The sequence below is a fragment of the Streptomyces sp. NPDC002845 genome, from assembly GCF_053591955.1.
In genome coordinates this window covers 140257-158688 of record NZ_JBSFUU010000014.1, presented here as the reverse complement: position 1 = coordinate 158688, position 18432 = coordinate 140257, and the positions used below count along the sequence as shown (strand labels likewise).

General features: G+C 69.6%; 18 protein-coding genes and 2 pseudogenes. 7 read left to right on the top strand and 13 right to left on the bottom strand.

Annotation, left to right across the window (positions count from 1 at the left end; genetic code table 11):
* Positions 1-175: 175 nt before the first annotated feature.
* Entirely contained in the window at positions 176-1507 is a 1332-nt protein-coding gene (locus tag ACWD3C_RS13290; RefSeq protein ID WP_451143209.1) for an MFS transporter, read from the bottom strand.
* 71 nt (positions 1508-1578) lie between these two features.
* Between ACWD3C_RS13290 and ACWD3C_RS13285 the strand changes: the two genes are divergently transcribed.
* Entirely contained in the window at positions 1579-2631 is a 1053-nt protein-coding gene (locus ACWD3C_RS13285) for a GlxA family transcriptional regulator (RefSeq protein ID WP_451143207.1), read from the top strand.
* Positions 2632-2960: 329 nt separating this feature from the next.
* Here ACWD3C_RS13285 and ACWD3C_RS13280 read toward each other — a convergent pair whose 3' ends face one another.
* Positions 2961-3773, bottom strand: a complete 813-nt coding sequence (locus ACWD3C_RS13280; protein ID WP_451143205.1) for an aminoglycoside phosphotransferase — start codon at positions 3771-3773, stop codon at positions 2961-2963.
* A 77-nt stretch (positions 3774-3850) separates the two neighbouring features.
* On the bottom strand, positions 3851-4072 hold the full coding sequence (locus tag ACWD3C_RS13275; RefSeq protein ID WP_451143233.1) for a hypothetical protein: 222 nt from the start codon (positions 4070-4072) through the stop codon (positions 3851-3853).
* Positions 4073-4301: 229 nt separating this feature from the next.
* On the opposite strand from ACWD3C_RS13275, the gene ACWD3C_RS13270 reads away from it, so the two are divergent.
* Both ACWD3C_RS13270 and ACWD3C_RS13265 read left to right on the top strand, forming a co-directional pair.
* Complete coding sequence (locus tag ACWD3C_RS13270; protein ID WP_451143203.1) at positions 4302-4439, top strand: hypothetical protein; 138 nt, start codon at positions 4302-4304, stop codon at positions 4437-4439.
* 475 nt (positions 4440-4914) lie between these two features.
* Positions 4915-5351, top strand: a pseudogene (locus ACWD3C_RS13265) (ATP-binding protein); the annotation flags it as partial.
* Positions 5352-5456: 105 nt separating this feature from the next.
* Here ACWD3C_RS13265 and ACWD3C_RS13260 read toward each other — a convergent pair.
* Positions 5457-6023: a TetR/AcrR family transcriptional regulator gene (locus tag ACWD3C_RS13260; RefSeq protein ID WP_451143229.1), complete on the bottom strand. Its 567-nt coding sequence runs from the start codon at positions 6021-6023 to the stop codon at positions 5457-5459.
* Positions 6024-6060: 37 nt separating this feature from the next.
* Between ACWD3C_RS13260 and ACWD3C_RS13255 the strand changes: the two genes are divergently transcribed.
* Positions 6061-6948, top strand: a complete 888-nt coding sequence (locus ACWD3C_RS13255) for an SDR family oxidoreductase (protein WP_451143201.1) — start codon at positions 6061-6063, stop codon at positions 6946-6948.
* Between the two features lie 164 nt (positions 6949-7112).
* Here the strand turns inward: ACWD3C_RS13255 and ACWD3C_RS13250 are convergent, their stop codons facing one another.
* Together ACWD3C_RS13250 and ACWD3C_RS13245 are read right to left on the bottom strand one after the other, a co-directional pair.
* Positions 7113-7304: a helix-turn-helix transcriptional regulator gene (locus tag ACWD3C_RS13250; protein ID WP_451143199.1), complete on the bottom strand. Its 192-nt coding sequence runs from the start codon at positions 7302-7304 to the stop codon at positions 7113-7115.
* Positions 7301-7579: a hypothetical protein gene (locus tag ACWD3C_RS13245; RefSeq protein ID WP_451143231.1), complete on the bottom strand. Its 279-nt coding sequence runs from the start codon at positions 7577-7579 to the stop codon at positions 7301-7303. Before ACWD3C_RS13245 ends, ACWD3C_RS13250 begins: the two co-directional genes overlap by 4 nt.
* A gap of 9 nt (positions 7580-7588) precedes the next feature.
* Between ACWD3C_RS13245 and ACWD3C_RS13240 the strand changes: the two are divergent.
* Positions 7589-8191, top strand: a pseudogene (locus ACWD3C_RS13240) (hypothetical protein); the annotation flags it as partial.
* 316 nt (positions 8192-8507) lie between these two features.
* Here the strand turns inward: ACWD3C_RS13240 and ACWD3C_RS13235 are convergent.
* The 3 genes from ACWD3C_RS13235 to ACWD3C_RS13225 are packed head-to-tail and all read right to left on the bottom strand — an operon-like array spanning position 8508 to position 11666.
* Complete coding sequence (locus tag ACWD3C_RS13235; RefSeq protein WP_451143197.1) at positions 8508-9557, bottom strand: Zn-dependent alcohol dehydrogenase; 1050 nt, start codon at positions 9555-9557, stop codon at positions 8508-8510.
* Positions 9558-9567: 10 nt separating this feature from the next.
* Positions 9568-10707 carry an acyl-CoA dehydrogenase family protein gene (locus ACWD3C_RS13230; RefSeq protein ID WP_451143195.1) on the bottom strand — a complete coding sequence of 380 codons (1140 nt, stop codon included), beginning with the start codon at positions 10705-10707 and terminating at the stop codon, positions 9568-9570.
* 47 nt (positions 10708-10754) lie between these two features.
* On the bottom strand, positions 10755-11666 hold the full coding sequence (locus ACWD3C_RS13225) for an SDR family oxidoreductase (RefSeq protein WP_451143193.1): 912 nt from the start codon (positions 11664-11666) through the stop codon (positions 10755-10757).
* Positions 11667-11764: 98 nt separating this feature from the next.
* Here ACWD3C_RS13225 and ACWD3C_RS13220 point away from each other — a divergent pair, with 98 nt between their 5' ends.
* On the top strand, positions 11765-12691 hold the full coding sequence (locus ACWD3C_RS13220; protein ID WP_451143191.1) for a cyclase family protein: 927 nt from the start codon (positions 11765-11767) through the stop codon (positions 12689-12691).
* A 473-nt stretch (positions 12692-13164) separates the two neighbouring features.
* Here the strand turns inward: ACWD3C_RS13220 and ACWD3C_RS13215 are convergent, their stop codons facing one another.
* The 3 genes from ACWD3C_RS13215 to ACWD3C_RS13205 form a co-directional block, all read right to left on the bottom strand.
* A complete protein-coding gene (locus tag ACWD3C_RS13215) occupies positions 13165-13680 on the bottom strand; it encodes an ATP-binding protein (RefSeq protein ID WP_451143189.1) in 516 nt (171 codons plus the stop codon).
* 495 nt (positions 13681-14175) lie between these two features.
* Positions 14176-15072, bottom strand: a complete 897-nt coding sequence (locus tag ACWD3C_RS13210; RefSeq protein ID WP_451143187.1) for an acyl-CoA dehydrogenase family protein — start codon at positions 15070-15072, stop codon at positions 14176-14178.
* A gap of 8 nt (positions 15073-15080) precedes the next feature.
* Positions 15081-16214 (bottom strand): acyl-CoA dehydrogenase family protein, encoded by a 1134-nt coding sequence (locus tag ACWD3C_RS13205; protein ID WP_451143185.1) that lies wholly within the window; start codon positions 16212-16214, stop codon positions 15081-15083.
* 129 nt (positions 16215-16343) lie between these two features.
* On the opposite strand from ACWD3C_RS13205, the gene ACWD3C_RS13200 reads away from it, so the two are divergent.
* The gene (locus tag ACWD3C_RS13200; protein WP_451143183.1) at positions 16344-17888 is read left to right on the top strand and encodes a class I adenylate-forming enzyme family protein; all 1545 of its coding nucleotides are present in this window, start codon (positions 16344-16346) and stop codon (positions 17886-17888) included.
* On the opposite strand, the gene ACWD3C_RS13195 is transcribed toward ACWD3C_RS13200, so the two are convergent.
* A complete protein-coding gene (locus ACWD3C_RS13195; RefSeq protein ID WP_451143181.1) occupies positions 17872-18384 on the bottom strand; it encodes an EF-hand domain-containing protein in 513 nt (170 codons plus the stop codon). The genes ACWD3C_RS13200 and ACWD3C_RS13195 overlap by 17 nt on opposite strands.
* Between the last annotated feature and the right edge of the window lie 48 nt (positions 18385-18432).

Below are 18432 nucleotides of genomic sequence, written 5' to 3'. Positions count from 1 at the left end.
CGGGCAGAGCTGATCGACGGCTGCCTCACCGAGACCGGATTACTCATGGGCGCCGGATGATCTACCGGCCCGCCACTGCGAGTTCAACCTCAGTACGCAGCGGCACTGCCCTGGTACGAACGGCCCCTTGGCCCCCCGCCCACGTTCGTCGAGCGATGCCGACCGGGTTCCTGATCTAGTCCGCGGCGACGAACTCCCCGGCCTGCGTTGCCTGCGTGACGGGCCGTCGCCGGATCACCAGCGCCATCAGCGCGGCCGCCGCGCACAGCGCCCCCGACGCGTACCACATCACGTCGTACGACCCGAAGGTGTCCCGCGCGACCCCGCCGAGGAAGGCGACGAGGGCGGCGCCGACCTGGTGGGAGGCGAGGACCCAGCCGAAGACGATGGCGCTGTCGTCGCCGTAGTGCTCGCGGCACAGGGCCATGGTCGGCGGAACCGTGGCGACCCAGTCGAGGCCGTAGAAGACGATGAAGAAGACCATCGGCAACTCGACGCTCGGCGCGAGCAGCATCGGCAGGAACAGCAGCGACACGCCCCTGAACGCGTAGTAGACCGCCAGCAGCCGCCGTGGCTCGAAACGGTCCGTGAACCACCCCGACGCGATCGTGCCCAGCACGTCGAAGACGCCGATGACCGCCAGCAGCGAGGCCGCGGCCGTGATCGGCATGCCGTGATCGTGGGCGGCGGGGACGAAGTGGGTCTGGATCAGGCCGTTCGTCGAGGCACCGCAGATCGCGAACGTACCCGCCAACAGCCAGAACGGTCCCGTACGCATGGCCGACAACAGCACCGACACCGTACGCCGGGCGGCCCCCGGCACGGGCGCGGGCTTGGGCACGAACTCCGTCGCCCCGTACGGCTTCACCCCCACGTCGGCCGGATGGTCCCGCAGCAGCAGCCATACGAAGGGGACGACGGCCAGCGCCGCCAGCGCGACCGTGACGGCGGCCGGGCGCCAGTCGTACTCGGAGACGATCCACGACAGCAGCGGCAGGAAGATCAGCTGCCCGGACGCCGAGGCGGCGGTGAGGATGCCGCTCACCAGCCCGCGCCGCTCGGTGAACCACCGGTTCGTGACCGTCGCCGCGAACGCGAGCGCCATCGAACCGGCGCCCAGGCCCACCAGCAGCCCCCAGCTGAGCATGAGCTGCCAGGCCGAGGTCATCCACACCGTCGAACCCGAGCCGATCGCGATCACCGTCAGCGCGACCGCGACCACCCGGCGGATGCCGAAGCGGTCCATCAGCGCGGCGGCGAACGGCGCCGTCAGCCCGTACAGCGCCAGATTGATCGACACCGCCGCCCCGATCGTGCCCCGCGACCAGTCGAACTCCTGGTGCAGCGGATCGATCAGCAGTCCGGGCAGCGATCGGAACGCCGCCGCGCCGATGATCGTCACGAACGTGACGGCGGCGACGAACCATGCCCGGTGGATACGCGAACGGGAGGGCTTGGCGGGCCGAGGTCCTGGTACGGAGGCTGGGGATTCCGTCGTCTGAGTCACGTCATCGAGCTTCGTTCCCGCGATCACGACAATCGAGTGGCCCGAAGGACAGCATTCGTTAAGATCGGGCCATGGCCACCGACAAGGACCCCGAGCACACCCCCCGACACCGCGTGGTCGTCCTCGCCCTCGACGGCCTGATCCCCTTCGAACTGGGCATCCCGCAGCGCATCTTCGGCAAGACACGGGACGCGGTCGGCCGGCACCTGTACGAGGTCGTCACCTGCTCGATCCGCCCGCCCGGCCCGGTCAGGACGGACGCCGACTTCGCGATCCTCGTCCAGAACGGCCCCGAGGCCCTGGCCACCGCCGACACGGTCGTGATCCCCGCCTCGTACGAGTTCGGCCCGGTCCACGAGGAGGGCGTCCTGACCCCCGAGCTGGCCGCCGCCCTCGCCCACATCCGCCCCGGCACCCGGCTCGTCGCCATCTGCACCGGCGGTTACGTCCTGGCCGCCGCCGGCCACCTGGACGGCCGCCCGGCGACCACGCACTGGTCCTCGGCGGAGCACTTCCAGCGGCTCTTCCCGAAGGTCGAGGTGGACGCGGACGTCCTGTTCGTCGACGACGGCGACGTCCTGACCTCCGCCGGCGTCGCGGCCGGCATCGACCTGTGCGTCCACATCGTGCGCCGCGACCACGGCACCGCGGTCGCCAACGAGGTGGCCCGCCGTACCGTCGTACCCCCGCACCGCGACGGCGGGCAGGCCCAGTACATCCAACGCCCGCTGCCCGAACCCCGGGCGGCGACCACGACCACCGCCCGCGCCTGGGCCCTCGGCCGCCTCCACGAACCCATCCAGCTCCGCGACATGGCCGAGCAGGAGTCCATGTCCGTCCGCACCTTCACCCGCCGCTTCCGCGAGGAGGCCGGCATCAGCCCCGGCCAGTGGCTCACCCAGCAACGCGTCGAACGCGCCCGCCACCTCCTGGAGTCCACCGGCCTCTCCATCGACCAGGTCGCCCACGACGCCGGCTTCGGCACGGCCCAGTCGATGCGCCAGCACCTACAGGCGGCGCTCGGGGTCACGCCGACCGTGTATCGGCGGACGTTCCGGGCGGGGGGTCGCAGCGACAGCCGTGTCCCCGGCGACGGCAACCTTCGTTCCCCCAGCAGGAGTTGATCCAGTGGAAGCCTTCGCCGAAACCGCAGCGCGCCTGCTCTCCCCCACCGCTCCGATCGCCGTGAGCGCCAGGGTCAGGGCGACGCCCGCGAGGATCGCCGGCGACGAGCCGACGAGGTTCAGCAACGCGCCCGCGAGGGCGTCCTGTTCGTCGTACGACTGCTGAGCTTCGCGACAGATGCTTGGTCGCCACATCGCCGCTCAAGGGGACGTACGTGATCCGGGTCGAGCCGTCCTCCGAGAGCACGCCCGGAACCGTCGAGGGTGACCGGAGCAAGCAGTAAGTACCCCCGGTGAAGGGGCGGGCAAGCCGGGCAGCCGGTGGGAAGTCACACAGCCGCGCGATGGGCCGCCCAGGAGCTTGCGGCGAGGCGCATGCGTACGGTCCACGGGTCCGGGTCCGCGTCGGCGATCTCCTCCCAGAGGTTTTCGTTGGCCTCGGCGAAGGCGGTCACGCCGACGGGCGGAGCGCTACGGAACGCCGGGATGCGGTCGGCCCACTGCTCGGCGCACTCCGGGCTCTGACCGCCTGCGGCCACGAGCCAGATGACCCAGTAGGCGGCGTCGAGCCAGTCGGCGCCGCGCGTGGCCCAGGCCCAGTCGACGAGACGGGCCTGATCGCCGACGATCACATTGGTGTCGTTCAGGTCCGTGTGCGCGAGAGCATCTCCGGCGAAGTACTCCAGGTCCGCAGGCGTCGCGACGTAGTTCTTCAAGCGGTCCTCGGCTCGCTTGAGGGTGATCCCCTCAGGGGCTCGGATCGCCGAGAGACGCGTGAGCGTCTCGGCGACGAGCCGCAGGTCCGTGGAGTGGGGGCGGTAGTCGGCGTGGTGGCCGTTCAGAACGTCGAACGCGATCAGGTCCCAGCCCTCGGCCTCGATCCGCCAGAACAGCCGGGGAGCCACCCGGCCACTGACGTACGGATTGATCTCGGCCTCGCGCTTCTGCGTCCAGACGCGCGGATGCGTCGACCGGAGGCCCTTGACATAGCAGACACCTGACGCCGTGGTGAGGCAGGCCGAGATCTCCGAGTTGAAGCCGTCCCGCACATTGTCGATGGCCTTCACAGGGCCCGTGCGCTCCTCGATCAGTGCGAGCAGCGGTGCCGGGAGATCTTCAAAGGGGATGCGCGCTGTGGCCATGACGACACACCTTTACACGAACGACGAGATGTGGGCCCTGCGACACCGACGGCGCAGGGCCCACGCGATTGACGGATCTACCGGTAGGGGTTGTCGTCGTTGCAGGGGGCGGCGGACTCCTCGGCCAGCGCCTCCAGGTCCTCGACGATGACCAGCCCTGTCGGCTCCTCCTCGGTCTCCGGGCGTCGGGTGATCTCGATGGCTACAGCGGTCCTTCCGGTACTCCTCGCAGTCCGTGTCGGCAGTAGGTTTCCAGTAGTGCCTTCGCGTTCTGGTACGCCTTGGCCAGCGGTCGGCACACCCGCGGCAGGAGCCGGAGAGCTTGCAGCCGGAGCATCCACCAGTGCGAAGCATTTGGGCGTCGGCGATGGCGGGCAGTTGGCGCTGGCTTTGTTAGTGGAACCTGACACCACTTGTTGCTCAGGCCCGAGAACGCCTTGTTTCGCCCGAGGGCGCTGTCTGTAAGTTCTGGCAACACTTGAGGGCTTGCGGTGGGAGCATGGACGTGCTCTGCGGGATGAGGCTGCGATGGCGCCACCGAAGTCCAAGGTCGACTTGTACGCGGCGATCCGCCGTGACGCCCGGGCAGGGATGTCGTACCGGGCCTTGATGCGTGAGTACGGAGTCGGATTCCGCACGGTGAAGGCCGCGTTGGAGTCGGTCTGACCGGAGCCGCGGAAGAAGCCGCGGCCGCGTGGGACCCGTCTGGATGCCTACAAGCCGTTGATCGACGAGATGCTCCGGGCAGATCTGGATGCGCCGCGCAAGCAGCGTCACACGGTCAAGCGGATCTTCGACCGGCTCCTGGACGAGCACGGGGCGGAGGCGGTGACCTATCCGATGGTGCGGGCCTATGTCGCCGACCGGCGACCCCAGATCGCCGTTGAGGCCGGCCGCGGGGTGGTGCACGCCTTTATTCCGCAGTCCCACCGGCCGGGGGCCGAGGCTGAGGTGGACTTCGGCGACGTGAAGGTACGCCTGGCCGGTGAGCTGGTCACCTGCTTCGTGTTCGCGATGCGCCTGCCGTATTCGGGCAAGGCCGTGCATCGAGCGTCTTCGCCTCCTGCGGCCAGGAGGCGTTCCTCGAGGGCCACGTTCACGCTCTCAGCGTGCTGGGCGGAGTGCCGACCGGCAAGGTCCGAAGGGTCTGCCGCTCTGCCTGATCGGCGACTCCGGCACGGGCAAGTCGCACCTGCTGATCGCGCTGGGCACCGAGGCCGCCATGGCCGGATTCCGGGTGCGCTACACACTCGCCACCAAGCTGGTCAACGAGCCGGTCGAGGCCGCGGACGAGAAGATCCTGACCAAGACCATCGCCCGCTACGGGCGTGTCGATCTTTTGTGCATCGATGAGCTGGGCTGTATGGAGCTGGACCGCAGGGGCGCTGAGCTGCTGTTCCAGGTCCTGACCGAGCGCGAGGAGAAGACAGCGTCGCCATCGCCTCGAACGAGTCGTTTGGGGGCTGGACGAAAACATTCACCGATCCGCGGCTCTGCGCGGCCATCGTCGACCGGCTCACCTTCGGCGGCAACATCCTAGAGACCGGCACCGACTCCTACCGGCTCGCCAGCACTCGGGGGGGCAGGGACAGGACACCGCCACTACCTGATCGCTCCTGCCGGCGCCCGCGGTTGCCATCCCCGAGTTGGTGCGAGCCAGTCACGCTGGGTTTGTCCGGGCCGCTACTTGGGCTGCTCGCTTACTGCTCGGCGAAGAGTTCGGCGTATCAGTTCGTCCACGCCGTGCCGTGGTACGAGTCCGTCGGCGGCGGCTCGCAAGCCCGTGTAGACGGTGCTCCAGATCATCAACTCTATCCACCACGCGGGAACTGCCGAGTCGAGTGCACCTTCACGCTGGCCTCGTTCGATCTCGGCGAGGATCAGCTCGTCGACCTCGCGTGCGATACCGGCGTCAGCCTCAGAAGGCGTGCCTTCGGTGGTGGTGAACAAGAAGCTCATCCGATCACCAGCGTGCGCCATCGCGGTGATGATCCGTTGGATCACCTCGAGCGCCGAGTCTGTGGCGGGGCCGGCATGCTCGATCGCCGCTCGTAGCGTCATCCACGAGTCGGTGATGAGCGCTGTGTGAAGGACCTGACGGTCGGAGAAATACCGGTGAATGGTTGCTCGCCCCACGCCGGCGGCGGCGGCGATGTCGCCAAGGCCGACGGTGGGATCGCGAGACCACTGCGCTGCTGCGGCGTCAAGGATCGCCTGACGGGTCCGTGCACGTTGAGGGGAGAGGTCCATTGCATCATGATACGTCGACGTCTTATAGTGAGAATCTATGTCTCATTTAAAGAAGATCCCTCCCATTATTGTCATCGGGGCCACTGGGACGATCGGCAGCCTGGTCGTCGAAGGGCTGCTTGATGCCGGTCACACAGTGCGCGGAATGTCGCGACACCCGCAACGTGCCTCACTCCCGGATGGTGCGGACGTGGTCTTCGGCGACCTGGACGACCCGTCCACACTGAGGCACGCATTCGACGGTGCCGCGCAACTCGTCCTGATCGCGGTCCCTGAGACCGTTGAGGCGGTCGTCTCTCGCGCAAAGCAGGCGGGCGTCGAGCACGTGGTCGTGGTCTCCTCCGCCGCCGTAACGGCCGGCTACGACACCACGCACAACGCCGTCGTCGAGCAGGCTGTCATGGACTCGGGACTGGATTGGAGCATCGTGCGTCCCGGTGAGTTCGCGACAAACTCACTCCTCATATGGGGACCAGCGATCAAGGCAAATCGCCGAGCTGTGGAGCCCTTTCCTGATCAGATCGGGCATCCCATCCATGAGGCCGACGTTGCCGACGTCGTCCTGGCCAACCTGCTCGACCCACGCCGCCTCGGACGGATCGACACGATCATTGGACCGGAAAGTCTCACCAAACGCGAACAGGTTGCAGTGATCGCGGAAGCGATCGGAGAACAGATCACGCTCGATGAGGTCTCCGCCGAACAAGCCCGCGGCTTCTACCGAGCCCAAGGGGGCTTCGCGGCCGCGAACGCAGACTTCCTGTTCGGCTTCGAAAGCTACGACGGCGTCGAAGGCATCACAGATGAACCCCATGACACGAGCGCCCCGGACGACGATGCCTACCTCACACTCGACCAGATAACGGGAGCTCCAGCTCGCACCTTCCGCCAATGGGCGCACGGTCACGCCTCCGACTTCATTTGAGCGATGGCAGGGGCAAGCGCACTCTCAGAGGTCGCTTCCTCCCGATGTTTCATCCCGGAATTGGTATTTCATCCGGTTATACCGCGTCGCGCCACGGGGTGGCGGCTTCTCCAGTGAGGCGGCGGGCCATCAGGTCGGTCATATTGATCAGAAACACATTGGGTTCATTCGTCGAGGAAGAGCTCTTCGATCCTCAGGCCGAACAGCTTGGCAAGACGGAAGGCGAGGGGAAGGCTTGGGTCGAACTTCCCTGTTTCGATGGCGTTGATCGTCTGCCTGGACACGCCGGCACGCTGAGCCAGGTCGGCCTGCGTCCAACCGCGTTCGGCGCGAAGGTCCGTGATGCGGTTCTTCATCGGTATCGGATCTTGCCGACGACGAAGGCGACCATAAAGACGACTCCCATGAGCGCGGGGAGGACGGCGATATCGACATCGCGGGCGACGAGGCTGGCAGCGTCCGCGACGACATAGGAGAATCCGACGACCCACCCCACGCCGAGGGTGACCGCCAGCGCATCCTGCATGATCTTCCGTTGCAGCTCATCGAGCGCGCGGAGAAAGCCCGTGAAGGCGACGATCCAGCCGATGCCGACGGCGAGATTGACGGCAACGGCGGCCCAGCTCGCCACCTGCTGTGGACGTACTGCCGGACCCTGCGCGGTATGTCCTTGCAGGCATCAAACCTCGGCTTCGGCAAGAAGTCGCTGGACCTCGCGGACTCCGCGGCCGAGGCGGCGCCGAAGGCGGGTCCTCGTCTCGTCGCCTTCCTGCGCGGACAGCAGGCGCACGCGGCCTCGATGGTGGGCGACCGTCACGCGGCGTTCACCCGACTGCGGGAAGCTGAAGCCGCCCTTGCGAAGGCCGACTCGCGGCGGGAGTCGATCGGTGGATACGACCAGTCCGCGTACCAGTTCCACGTGGCCCACGTGCTGTACGAGATGAAGGACCTGCCCGGTTCCATCGCGGCCATGAAGCAATCACTGAAGGTCCAGCCCCGGCAAGAACGGCAAGGTCGCGTTCACTCCAACGCGGTCTTGGCCCAACGGCAATTCGAGTATGGGTACTTGGAAGAGGCGTGCTCGACGTGGGGCGTCTTCCTCGACGACTACATGATGTTGTCGACAGCTCGGGGCGACGAGCACTTCGCGACCATGCGCAAGCGCATCGCCCCCTACCGCAAGGCGCGAGCCGTGCGGGAACTCGATGAGAGGGCCCGCCAAGTCGCGGTCCTCAAAGGCTGACACGAAGGCGGCCACGGCCCTGGTCCGCTCAGACACCGGGCGTACTGAGGGCCGCCGGTTGGCGTGGGTGTGACCGACGGCCCTACGGCGGCCGGGCTGCCGGTCACCGCAGCCCTACTTTCGTCCGGGCGGCCGTTCCCACACATCGGCCGAATGGCCGGCGACCCGGCCGGTCTCCGTCCCTGAACCCGGCCGAATGGCCGAGCCGCGCCCCCTTCACGCGTACGCGTCTCCTTGCCCGCGCGTCCGACCGGCGGGTGCAGCGGACACAACGGGCACATGGGCCTCGACCGGTATTCGGTCGGGCCCCATGTGTTCAGAACGTCAGCACCGCCCGCGCCACCCTCCCCCTCCGCGCGTCCTCCACCGCCTTCTCGAACTCCTCCACCGGATACGTCGCCGTCACCAACTCGTCCAGCAGGAGCCGTCCTTCGCGGTACAGGTCGGCGTACAGGGCGATGTCACGCTGCGGGCGGGAGGAACCGTAGCGGCAGCCCAGGATGGACTTGTCCAGGTACATGGAGGAGACGAGGAAGGTTGCCTCGGCCGTGGCCGGGGGTACGCCGAGCAGGACCGCCTGGCCGTGGCGGTCGAGCAGGTCGATGGCCTGGCGGACGAGTTCGACGCGGCCGACGCACTCGAAGGCGTGGTCCGCGCCCGTGGGGAGGATGTCCCGTACGCCTTCCGTCGAGGTCAGGAAGTGGGTCGCGCCGAACTGCCGGGCCACCGCCTCCTTGTCGGGGTTGGCGTCCACCGCGACGATCCGTGGGGCGCCGGCGATGCGGGCGCCCTGGATGACGTTGAGGCCGATGCCGCCCGTGCCGATGACCAGGACGGACTCGCCCCGGTCCACGCGGGCGCGGTTCAGTACGGCGCCCACCCCGGTCAGCACCCCGCACCCGATCAGCGCGGCCGACGGCAGCGGGATGTCCTTCGGGATGCGAACCGCCTGCACGGCCTTGACCACCGTGCGTTCCGCGAAGGCCGAGTTGGACGCGAACTGGTACAGGGGCCGCGCGGCCCGCTTGAACGGCTGCCCCGGTCGCCCGATCGCCTTGCGGCACATCGTCGGGCGGCCCCGGTCGCAGTCCGCACAGGCGCCGCAGTTCGCGAGGGTGGACAGGGCCACGTGGTCGCCGGGCCGGACGTGGGTGACGCCCTCGCCCACCGCCTCCACGACTCCCGCGCCCTCGTGACCGAGCACCACGGGGACGGGGAACGGGATCGTGCCGTCCACCACCGACAGGTCGCTGTGGCACAGGCCGGCGGCCGACAGGGTGACCTGGACCTCGCCCGGCCCCGGGTCCCGTACCTCCAAGTCGTCGACCACCTGCGTCCGTTGCCCGTCGAAGACCACGCCTCGCATCACAACCCCCTCAGCCCTTGGGCTCCCTCGGCAGGCCGAGCACGCGCTCGGCGATGATCGTGCGCTGGACCTCGTCCGAGCCGCCGTAGATCGTGTCGGCCCGGGAGAAGAGGAACAGGTGCTGGAGCGGGTCGAGTTCGTACGGTGTCGACGGCGACCGGTCCGCCGGGCCCACCGCCGCCTCCGCGCCCCGCACCAGCATCGCCAGCTCCCCGAGCCGCTGATGCCAGCCGCCCCACAGCAGCTTGGCCACGCTCGGCGCACCGGCGTCGCCCGAACCGCCCAGCGTCCGCAGGGCGTTCCACCGCATCGTGCGCAGTTCGGCCCACTGGCGTACCAGGCGGTCGCGTACGACGGGGTCGTCGACCGCGCCGGTTTCGACGGCCGTATGGATCACGTGCTCCAACTCCTCGGCGAATCCGATCTGTTGGGCAAGAGTCGATACCCCTCGTTCGAAGCCGAGGAGGCTCATGGCGACGCGCCAGCCGTTGCCCTCGCCGCCGACGACGTGCTCGGCCACGGCGCCGTCGAAGAACACCTCGTTGAACTCGCTCGTCCCGGTCATCTGCCGGATGGGCCGCACGTCGACACGGCCGGGCTGGTCCATGGGGACGAGGAGGAAGGACAGGCCGTGGTGGCGGCGCGATCCGGGTTCGGTGCGGGCGAGGACGAAGCACCAGTCCGCCTCGTGTGCGAGGGAGGTCCAGATCTTCTGGCCGGTGACGCGGTACGACGCGCCCGCTTCGGGTACGGCCGTGGTGCGCACCCCGGCCAGGTCCGAGCCCGCGCCGGGTTCGCTGTAGCCCTGGCACCAGAGTTCCTCGCCGCGCGCGATCGGCGGCAGGAAGCGCTGCTTCTGCTCGTCGGTGCCGTGCTGGATGAGGGTGGGCGCGAGGAGCTTCTCCCCGATGTGCCCCGACCGGGCGGGGGCTTTCGCCCGGGCGTACTCCTCGGCCCAGACGACCTGTTGCAGGAGGCTCGCGGTCCGGTTGCCGTACCCGGCCTCCTGCCACCCGAGCCCGATCCATCCGCCCCGCCCGAGTTCCCGCTCCCAGTCGCGGCGCGGTGGGTCACCCACGAGGTGCGCGCCCAGCCACTCCCGCGCCTCACCGCGAAACGCCTCGTCCTCCGTACCGAACCCGAACTCCATGGCTCTCCTCCCGCCCGCGCCACCCGCATCCCCTCATCGCACACCCGTCACGCGTTCGGCCGTGCCCCCTCCCCCGCGGCCCGCGCCATCGCCTCCAGCCGCTCCAGCATCGGCATCGGGTCCGCCCCCACCGTCCCCGGCAGGAACTCCGCGATCCGCTCGGGCGTCCAGGAACCCTCGGCGTACCCCGCCCGCAACTCCCTCGGCTGCGCCCACACCGCGATCTTCGGCCCGGCGATGGTGTACACCTGCCCGGTGATGCGTTCCTCCCGGGCCCGGTCGGAGAGCAGGTAGACCACGAGCGCGGCCACGTCTTCCGGGTCGCCGATCTCCGTCAGCTCCATCGGGACGTTCGCCGACATCCGCGTACGGGCGACGGGCGCGACGGCGTTCGCCGTGACCCCGTACTTGTGCAGGCCGAGCGCGGCGCTGCGGACGAGCGAGATGATCCCGCCCTTCGCCGCGCTGTAGTTGGCCTGGGAGACCGAGCCCTGGTGGTTGCCGCTGGTGAAGCCGATCAATGCGCCCGACTTCTGCTTGCGCATCAGGGCCGACGCGGCGCGGAAGACGGTGAACGTGCCCTTCAGGTGGGTGGCGACGACGGGGTCCCACTCCTCCTCGCTCATGTTGAAGAGCATCCGCTCCCGCAGAATCCCGGCCACGCACACCACACCGTCGATCCGCCCGTACGACGACACCGCCGCGTCGACCACCCGCTGCCCGCCCGCCATCGTCGAGACGTCGTCGGCCACGGCGACCGCGTCCCCGCCCGCCGCCAGGATCTCCTTGACGACCCCCTCGGCCACGGAACTGGCCGGCTCGGACCCGTCCACCGACACCCCGTAGTCGTTGACGACGACACGCGCCCCCTCGGCCGCCGCCGCGAGCGCCACCGCCCGACCGATCCCCCGCCCGGCCCCCGTCACCGCGACGACCCTGCCTGCCAGGAAGCTGCTCACGCCGACCCCTCCCACTGAATCTGACGGACCGTTAGATTTGCTCGTACCGGAATTCTACGACCCGTCAGATACCAGGAGACAAGCCCTGGGGAGGCCCCATGTCACTGCCGGACGAGTTCTATGAGATCGCCAAGCGCGTGAACAACTGGGGCCGTTGGGGAGCGGACGACGAGATCGGGACGCTCAACCTGATCACCGACGACGTCGTACGCGAGGCCGCCGCGTCCGTCCGGACCGGCCGGCGCGTCCCCCTCGCCCTGCCCCTCCAACAGGACGGCGTGCAGACGGGCATGATCCCGGGCCGGGTGAATCCCCTGCACGTCATGGTGCAGATCAACCAGGAGATCTTCGGCCCCGGCACGGTCGCGTGCAGCGACGACGCCGTGACCATGGGCCTCCAGGCGGCCACCCACTGGGACGCCCTCACCCACGTCTCCCACTCCGGGAGGATCTACAACGGCCGCCCGGCCACCACCATCACCCCGCACTCGGGCGCCGAGTTCAGCGGCATCGACAAGGCGCGGCACATCGTCTCGCGCGGGGTGCTCCTCGACATCCCCCGCGCCCTGGGCCTGGACCGCCTCGACGGCGACCACGCGGTTACCCCCGAAGACCTGGACGCGGCCGAGGAGTTGGCCGGCACCCGGGTACGCGCCGGAGACATCGTCCTCGTCCGGACCGGCCAGGTGCGGACCTACCTCGGGGGTGACAAGCACGCGTACGCGTACCCCTCCCCCGGCCTCTCCCTGCGCACCCCGGAGTGGTTCCACGCCCGGGACGTGGCCGCCGTCGCCAACGACACGCTCACCTTCGAGATCTTCCCGCCGGAGATCGAGGACCTGTGGCTGCCGGTGCACGCGCTGGACCTGGTCGAGATGGGGATGCCGCAGGGGCAGAACTGGAATCTCGAAGAGTTGTCCACAGCCTGTGGACAAGCGAACCGCTACGACTTCTTCCTGTCGGCGATGCCCGAGCCGTTCGTCGGCGGCACAGGCACGCCCGTAGCCCCCGTGGCCATCCTCTGACCTCCGCAGACGACCCCCGCAACAGCTCTGGAAGTTCCGCCCCCGCCCCCGGAGGGCGGCGCGCCGATGCCCGCCCCGAGCTCGGCACCGCGCGCCGCCATCCGGCTCCGGCGTACCCGCCCTGCTCCCTCGGGCCCTGTAGGAGCCGACGCCGAAACACGACCCACACTCGTCGAGGGCTCCCGTCACCGAATCCCTCGTCGTCCCCTCGCGGCGAATCGTTGAACACAAGCGTGATCAAACGGACACGGCACGTCAACACCCGTTCGGGGATTTGCCCGTTCCATCCGATTTACGGCGACGCGTACGGGAGCACGTCCCGGCGCACCGACCCGCGATCACCACCGCGATCTTCCGGCTCCGTGCGCCCACGCGCAGGCGTATGCGGCGCGAACGAAGGCACCGCCGAGCCACCCGCGCGCCGCCGCGGCATCGACCGCATGCCGAAGCAGCCGCTCCAGGCCGCCCCGCAACTACACCACCCCGTAAGCCGCCAGCCCCTCATAGCCTTCATAAGCCGAAGCCGTCGTCCCGCCCACCGGGCAAGCCGTCGGCACCTCGGCCGAGGACCCCGCCGTACACCGGTCCAGCTCGCACCAGATCCGCTTGCCGGCCCCTTCCGGGCTCCAGCCCCACCGGTCGGCGAGCCCCTCGACCAGCGCCAGGCCGCGCCCGTCGGTGTCCTCACCCTCCGCGCACCGAGGCGCCGGAGGGCAGGCGCTGCCGTCGACCACTTCCAGTCGCACGGTGCCCGCGGAACCGTTGCCCGCCGAGCCGCCGCCGAACACCCGGAGCCGCAGCACGGCCGGACACCCGGTGTGCACCACGGCGTTGGTGACGAGTTCGGAGACGAGCAGGATCAGCGTCTCGGCCACTGGCTCATCCGCTCCTATGCCGGACCCGGCGAGCCGCGAACGGGCCCATCTCCGGGCACGCCCCACCTCTGCGGGGTCGGGCCGGATCTCCAGCTGCACTTGAAGCACCTGCACCGTTCACACCATCCGAACCGGCGGACACATCGCCTCGCGCCTCGCAAGGGCCACGATCGTGGTCAAAGTCTGGGCGGCCATGGAGGGCATGGCCGGGACAGGGATCACGGATTGTGATTCCCTTGCACGACAGCATGGTTGACGTACAGTCACCTCAACAAGCGCTTCGGGCATATTCCAGCGCGAAGGAGTACCTGTGCGGCATACTGTGCGACGCTCGTTGCGGGAAGTCGAACAGGCCGGAGCGTGACGCGGTCCGGCCCTGCGAGCGGCGCGCATCGCCAGTTCCGGAGCCGCCCTTGGGATAACCCCTGGGACAACACCGGGATGGCTCGGCCTCGGAACCACTCGCATCCCACACAAGGTACCGGAGCGGAGCTCCGACTCCAGGCCGTGACAAGTCACGCGTAGGACACAACCCGATATCAACGCTCGGTAATTCCGGTATGCCACATTCCGCGACATCCGTACCACTGTCCCCACCAACCCCCCTGGTCAGGCGGGTCCCACCAGCAAATCCCCCGCGAGCAGCTCCTCACCCTCCGTAGCGTCTCCGCCACGCTGAGCCCGCGCCCAAGCCCGCTTCAGGCACAGATGTACGTCGGACTCCCAGGTGAACCCCATCCCTCCGTGCACCTGAAGACAGTCACGGGCCCCGCGCACGGCCGCCTCGTCGGCCAACAGCCGTGCCCCCGCGATGTCCAGGGGGTCGCGGGTCACGGCAGCCGCGTACACCGCCACGCGCGCCGTCTCCACCCGCACCAGCATGCGCGCGCACAGGTGTTTGACTGCCTGGAAGGCCCCGATCGGCTGCCCGAACTGTTCGCGTGTCCGGGCGTGTTGCACTGCCAGCTCACAGGTGCGGGTAGCCGTGCCGAGCTGTTCGGCGGCGGTGAGGAGGACGGCGACGGAGTCGACGGGAGAGTCCACGGGAGCGGAGGCCGTCGTACTGGGCACCTGGTGCAGGGGCGTCAGCGGGTCCACCGACCGCAGCGGTACGGCCCCGGAGGCGTCCCCGCGCACCACGTCCGCCTCCGTCAGCCACTCCACCAGCCCGCCCCCGCCCACGGCCGCCACGGCCACCTCCCCTTCCGCGGCCCCCGCCACGACCCCCGCCGCGAGATGCGTGGCCACCAGCGGCCCCGGCAGCAGTGCCCGGCCGGCCTCCTCGAACGCCAACACCGTCTCGGGCAGCCCGAGTCCGACCCCGCCGTCCGCCTCCGGCAGCCGCAGCGCGAAGAAGCCCGCCTCGCCGAGCGCCCGCCACAGCGCCCGGTCCAGGCGGGGCTCGGCGACCGCGGCCCACAGCGTGTCGCGGTCGAAGCGCCGCGCCAGCAGTTCCCGTACGCCGTCCCGCAGCGCCCGTTGGTCATCGTTGAGTTGGAAGCGCACCGCGCCCCTCACCGCCCCTTCGGCAGCCCGAGAATCCGCTCGGCCACGATGTTGTGCTGGATCTCGGAGGTTCCGGCCGCGATGGTGTACGACAACGACGACAGCCGGTCGAGCACCCACGGCCGGTCGAGATCGAGCGACTCCGCCCCGAGCACCTCGGCGGCGGTGTCGTACAGCTCCTGACGCGCGCGTGAGTACCTCAGTTTGAAAACCGAACCCCCCACGCCCGGAACTCCCCCGCTCAGCTCGGCCTCGCTCACGTTCCACTGCGTGAGCCGCCACAGCGCGCGGAACTCGGCGTTCAGCCGGCCGAGGCGGCGCCGCAGCGCGGGATCGTCCCAGCGGCCGTTCCGCCGGGCCTCCCGGGCGAGTTCGCCCAGTACCCGCCGGCATGCGACCACTTCCCCCACGAACGCCGTCCCCCGCTCGAACGACAGCGTCACCATCGTCACGCGCCAGCCGTCGTTCTCCTTCCCGACCCGGTTGGCGACCGGGACGCGCACCTCGTCGAGGAAGACCTCGGCGAACTCGGTGGAGCCGGCGAGCGTACGCAGCGGCCGGACGGTCACCCCGGGCGCGTCCATCGGCATCGCGAGCCAGGAGATCCCCTTGTGTTTCGGCACGTCGGGGTCGGTCCGCACCAGCAGCTCGCACCAGTCGGCGACCTCGGCATGAGACGTCCAGATCTTGGACCCGCTCACCACGTAGTCGTCGCCGTCCCTACGCGCGCGCGTACGCAGTGCCGCGAGGTCGGACCCGGCGTCCGGCTCGCTGAACCCCTGGCACCACACCTCCTCGCCGCGCAGGATGGGCGGCAGCCAGCGCGCCCGCTGCTCGGCGGTCCCCTCGGCCGCGATGGTCGGCCCCGCGTGCAGCAGCCCGACGAAGTTGGCGCCCACGTAGGGCGCGCCCGCCTTCTCCGTCTCCTCCAGGAAGATCAGCCGCAGGGTCGGGGAGGCATCCCAGTGGACGTCGGCGTACCCGGCGTCGTACAGCATGCGCTGCCAGCCGAGATCGTACGCACGCCGTCCGGGCCAGTCGTCCGGTGACGGCTTCGGCGGCAGCGTGGGCAGCACCTTCCCCAGCCACTGGCTCAACCGCGCCCGGAACTCCTCCTCCTCGGGCGTACAGGACAGATCCATGACGCGAACCCCTATCTGACATGCCGTCAGGTAACGGCAGGCTAGTCCCGCACCCCTGGACCGACAAGGCGCCGAGCCCTACGCTCTGCCCACGATCTGACTGTCCGTCAGCTAAAGGGGGGTCCCTCAGTGACCGACACCGCCCACGCGCTCGGCGACTCACGCACCCTCTGGGAGCTGCTGTCCCGCCGCGCCGACCTCACCCCCGACCGGCCGGTCCTCCTCCAGGACGACCGCACGCTGAGCTTCGGCGAACTGCGCGGCCGGGCCGAGCGGGTGGCGGCCGGGCTGTACGACATGGGCGTACGCCCCGGCACGGTCGTCGCCTGGCAGCTGCCCACCCGTATCGAGACCGCGCTGCTGTCCTTCGCGCTGGCCCGGCTCGGTGCCGTGCAGTCCCCCGTCATCCCCTTCTACCGCGACCGCGAAGTCGGCTTCGCGCTCGGCGAGTCGAAGGCCGAGTACTGCGCCGTACCCGGCGAGTGGCGCGGCTTCGACCACACCGAGATGGCGCGGCGGCTCGGCGCGAAGGGCATCTTCGAGGCGTACGGCAGTGATGACCTGCCCGACGGCGATCCGGCCGTACTGCCCGCCCCGCCCTCCGACGGCACCGCCGTCCGCTGGATCTACTGGACCTCGGGCACCACCTCCGACCCCAAGGGCGTACGCCACACGGACCGTTCGCTGATCGCGGGCGGCTCCTGCCTCGCCCATGCGCTCCGCCTCACCGCGGACGACGTGGGGTCGATCGCCTTCCCGTACGCGCATATCGGCGGCCCCGACTACATGGTGATGCTGCTGCTGTACGGCTTCCCGGCCGTGATGTTCGAGCACTTCGCGCTGCCCGCCGCGCTGGACGGCTACCGCCGGCACGGGGTGACGGTGGCGGGCGGGTCGACGGCCTTCTACTCGATGTTCCTGGCCGAGCAGCGCAGGCAGCCGGGGGCGCCCGTCATCCCGACCCTGCGGCTGCTGGCCGGCGGCGGGGCGCCCAAGCCGCCCGAGGTGTACCACTCCGTCGTACGCGAGATGGGCGTGCAGCTCACCCACGGATACGGCATGACCGAGGTGCCGATGATCACCATGGGGGCGCCGGACGACACGCCGGAGAACCTGGCGACGACGGAGGGGCGGCCGCCGGAGGGGATGGAGATCCGGGTCGTGGACGGGGAGGTGCGGCTGCGCGGGGAGGCCGTCTGCCAGGGCTACCTGGACCCGGCGCAGTCGGCGGAGGCCTTCGACGAGGAGGGCTTCTTCCGCACGGGCGACCTCGGACACGTCACCGAGAGCGGCCATCTGGTCCTCACCGGGCGCCTCAAGGACGTGATCATCCGCAAGGGCGAGAACATCTCGGCGAAGGAGATCGAGGATCTGCTCCACCGCCACCCGGCCGTCCAGGACGCGGCGGTGATCGGGCTGCCGGACGCCGAGCGCGGGGAGCGGGTGTGCGCGGTGGTCGAACGCGCGGCGGGGGCCGAGGAATTGACCCTGGAGACCGTCACGTCGTATCTCCGCGCGGAAGGGCTGTCGGTCCACAAGCTGCCGGAGCAGGTGGAGGTGGTCGACGCCCTTCCGCGGAACGAGACACTGAGGAAGGTCCTCAAGTACAAGTTGCGGGAGCGCTATTCGGAGGCTGCTACCTCTCCGTCGGTTACCGCTATTCGGGAACGGTGAAGTAGCGCGCGAACGCCGTCACGATCTCCGTCTCGCCGATGCGGCCGTCGGCGTCCGTGTCGAGGGTGGCGGCGGCCATGGCGGCGATGTCGTCGCGTACGCCGAAGGCATTGAGGACGCGGACGGTGTCCTCGACGGTGGCCGCGCCGTCCCCGTCACCGTCCGCGACGGCGAGGACCGCGTGGAGGAAGGGACGGGCGATCTCGGCGAAGCGGTCGGGGTTGTCGCGCAGGCGCTTGACGGCGCCGCCGACGAACTCGTCACGGGTGATGCGCTGGTCGCCGTCCCGGTCCGCTATCCCGGCCATGCCCTGCCAGAAGGCCTCGGCGCCGCTGTACAGGGCCTGGCCCCTGTCCGACCGGGCGGTGGTGCCGAACTCGGTGAGGACCGCCTTGGCCGCGGCGCTGAAGTCCTCCCGGTCGATCCAGCCGTTGCCGTTCTGGTCGAACGTGGCGAACCGGGCGGCGATCTTTCGCTCGTATTCGGTGCTGACCATGTCTGTTCGGGCCCGCCTTACCTCGCGTGGGGTGTCTCTCGCACGGAG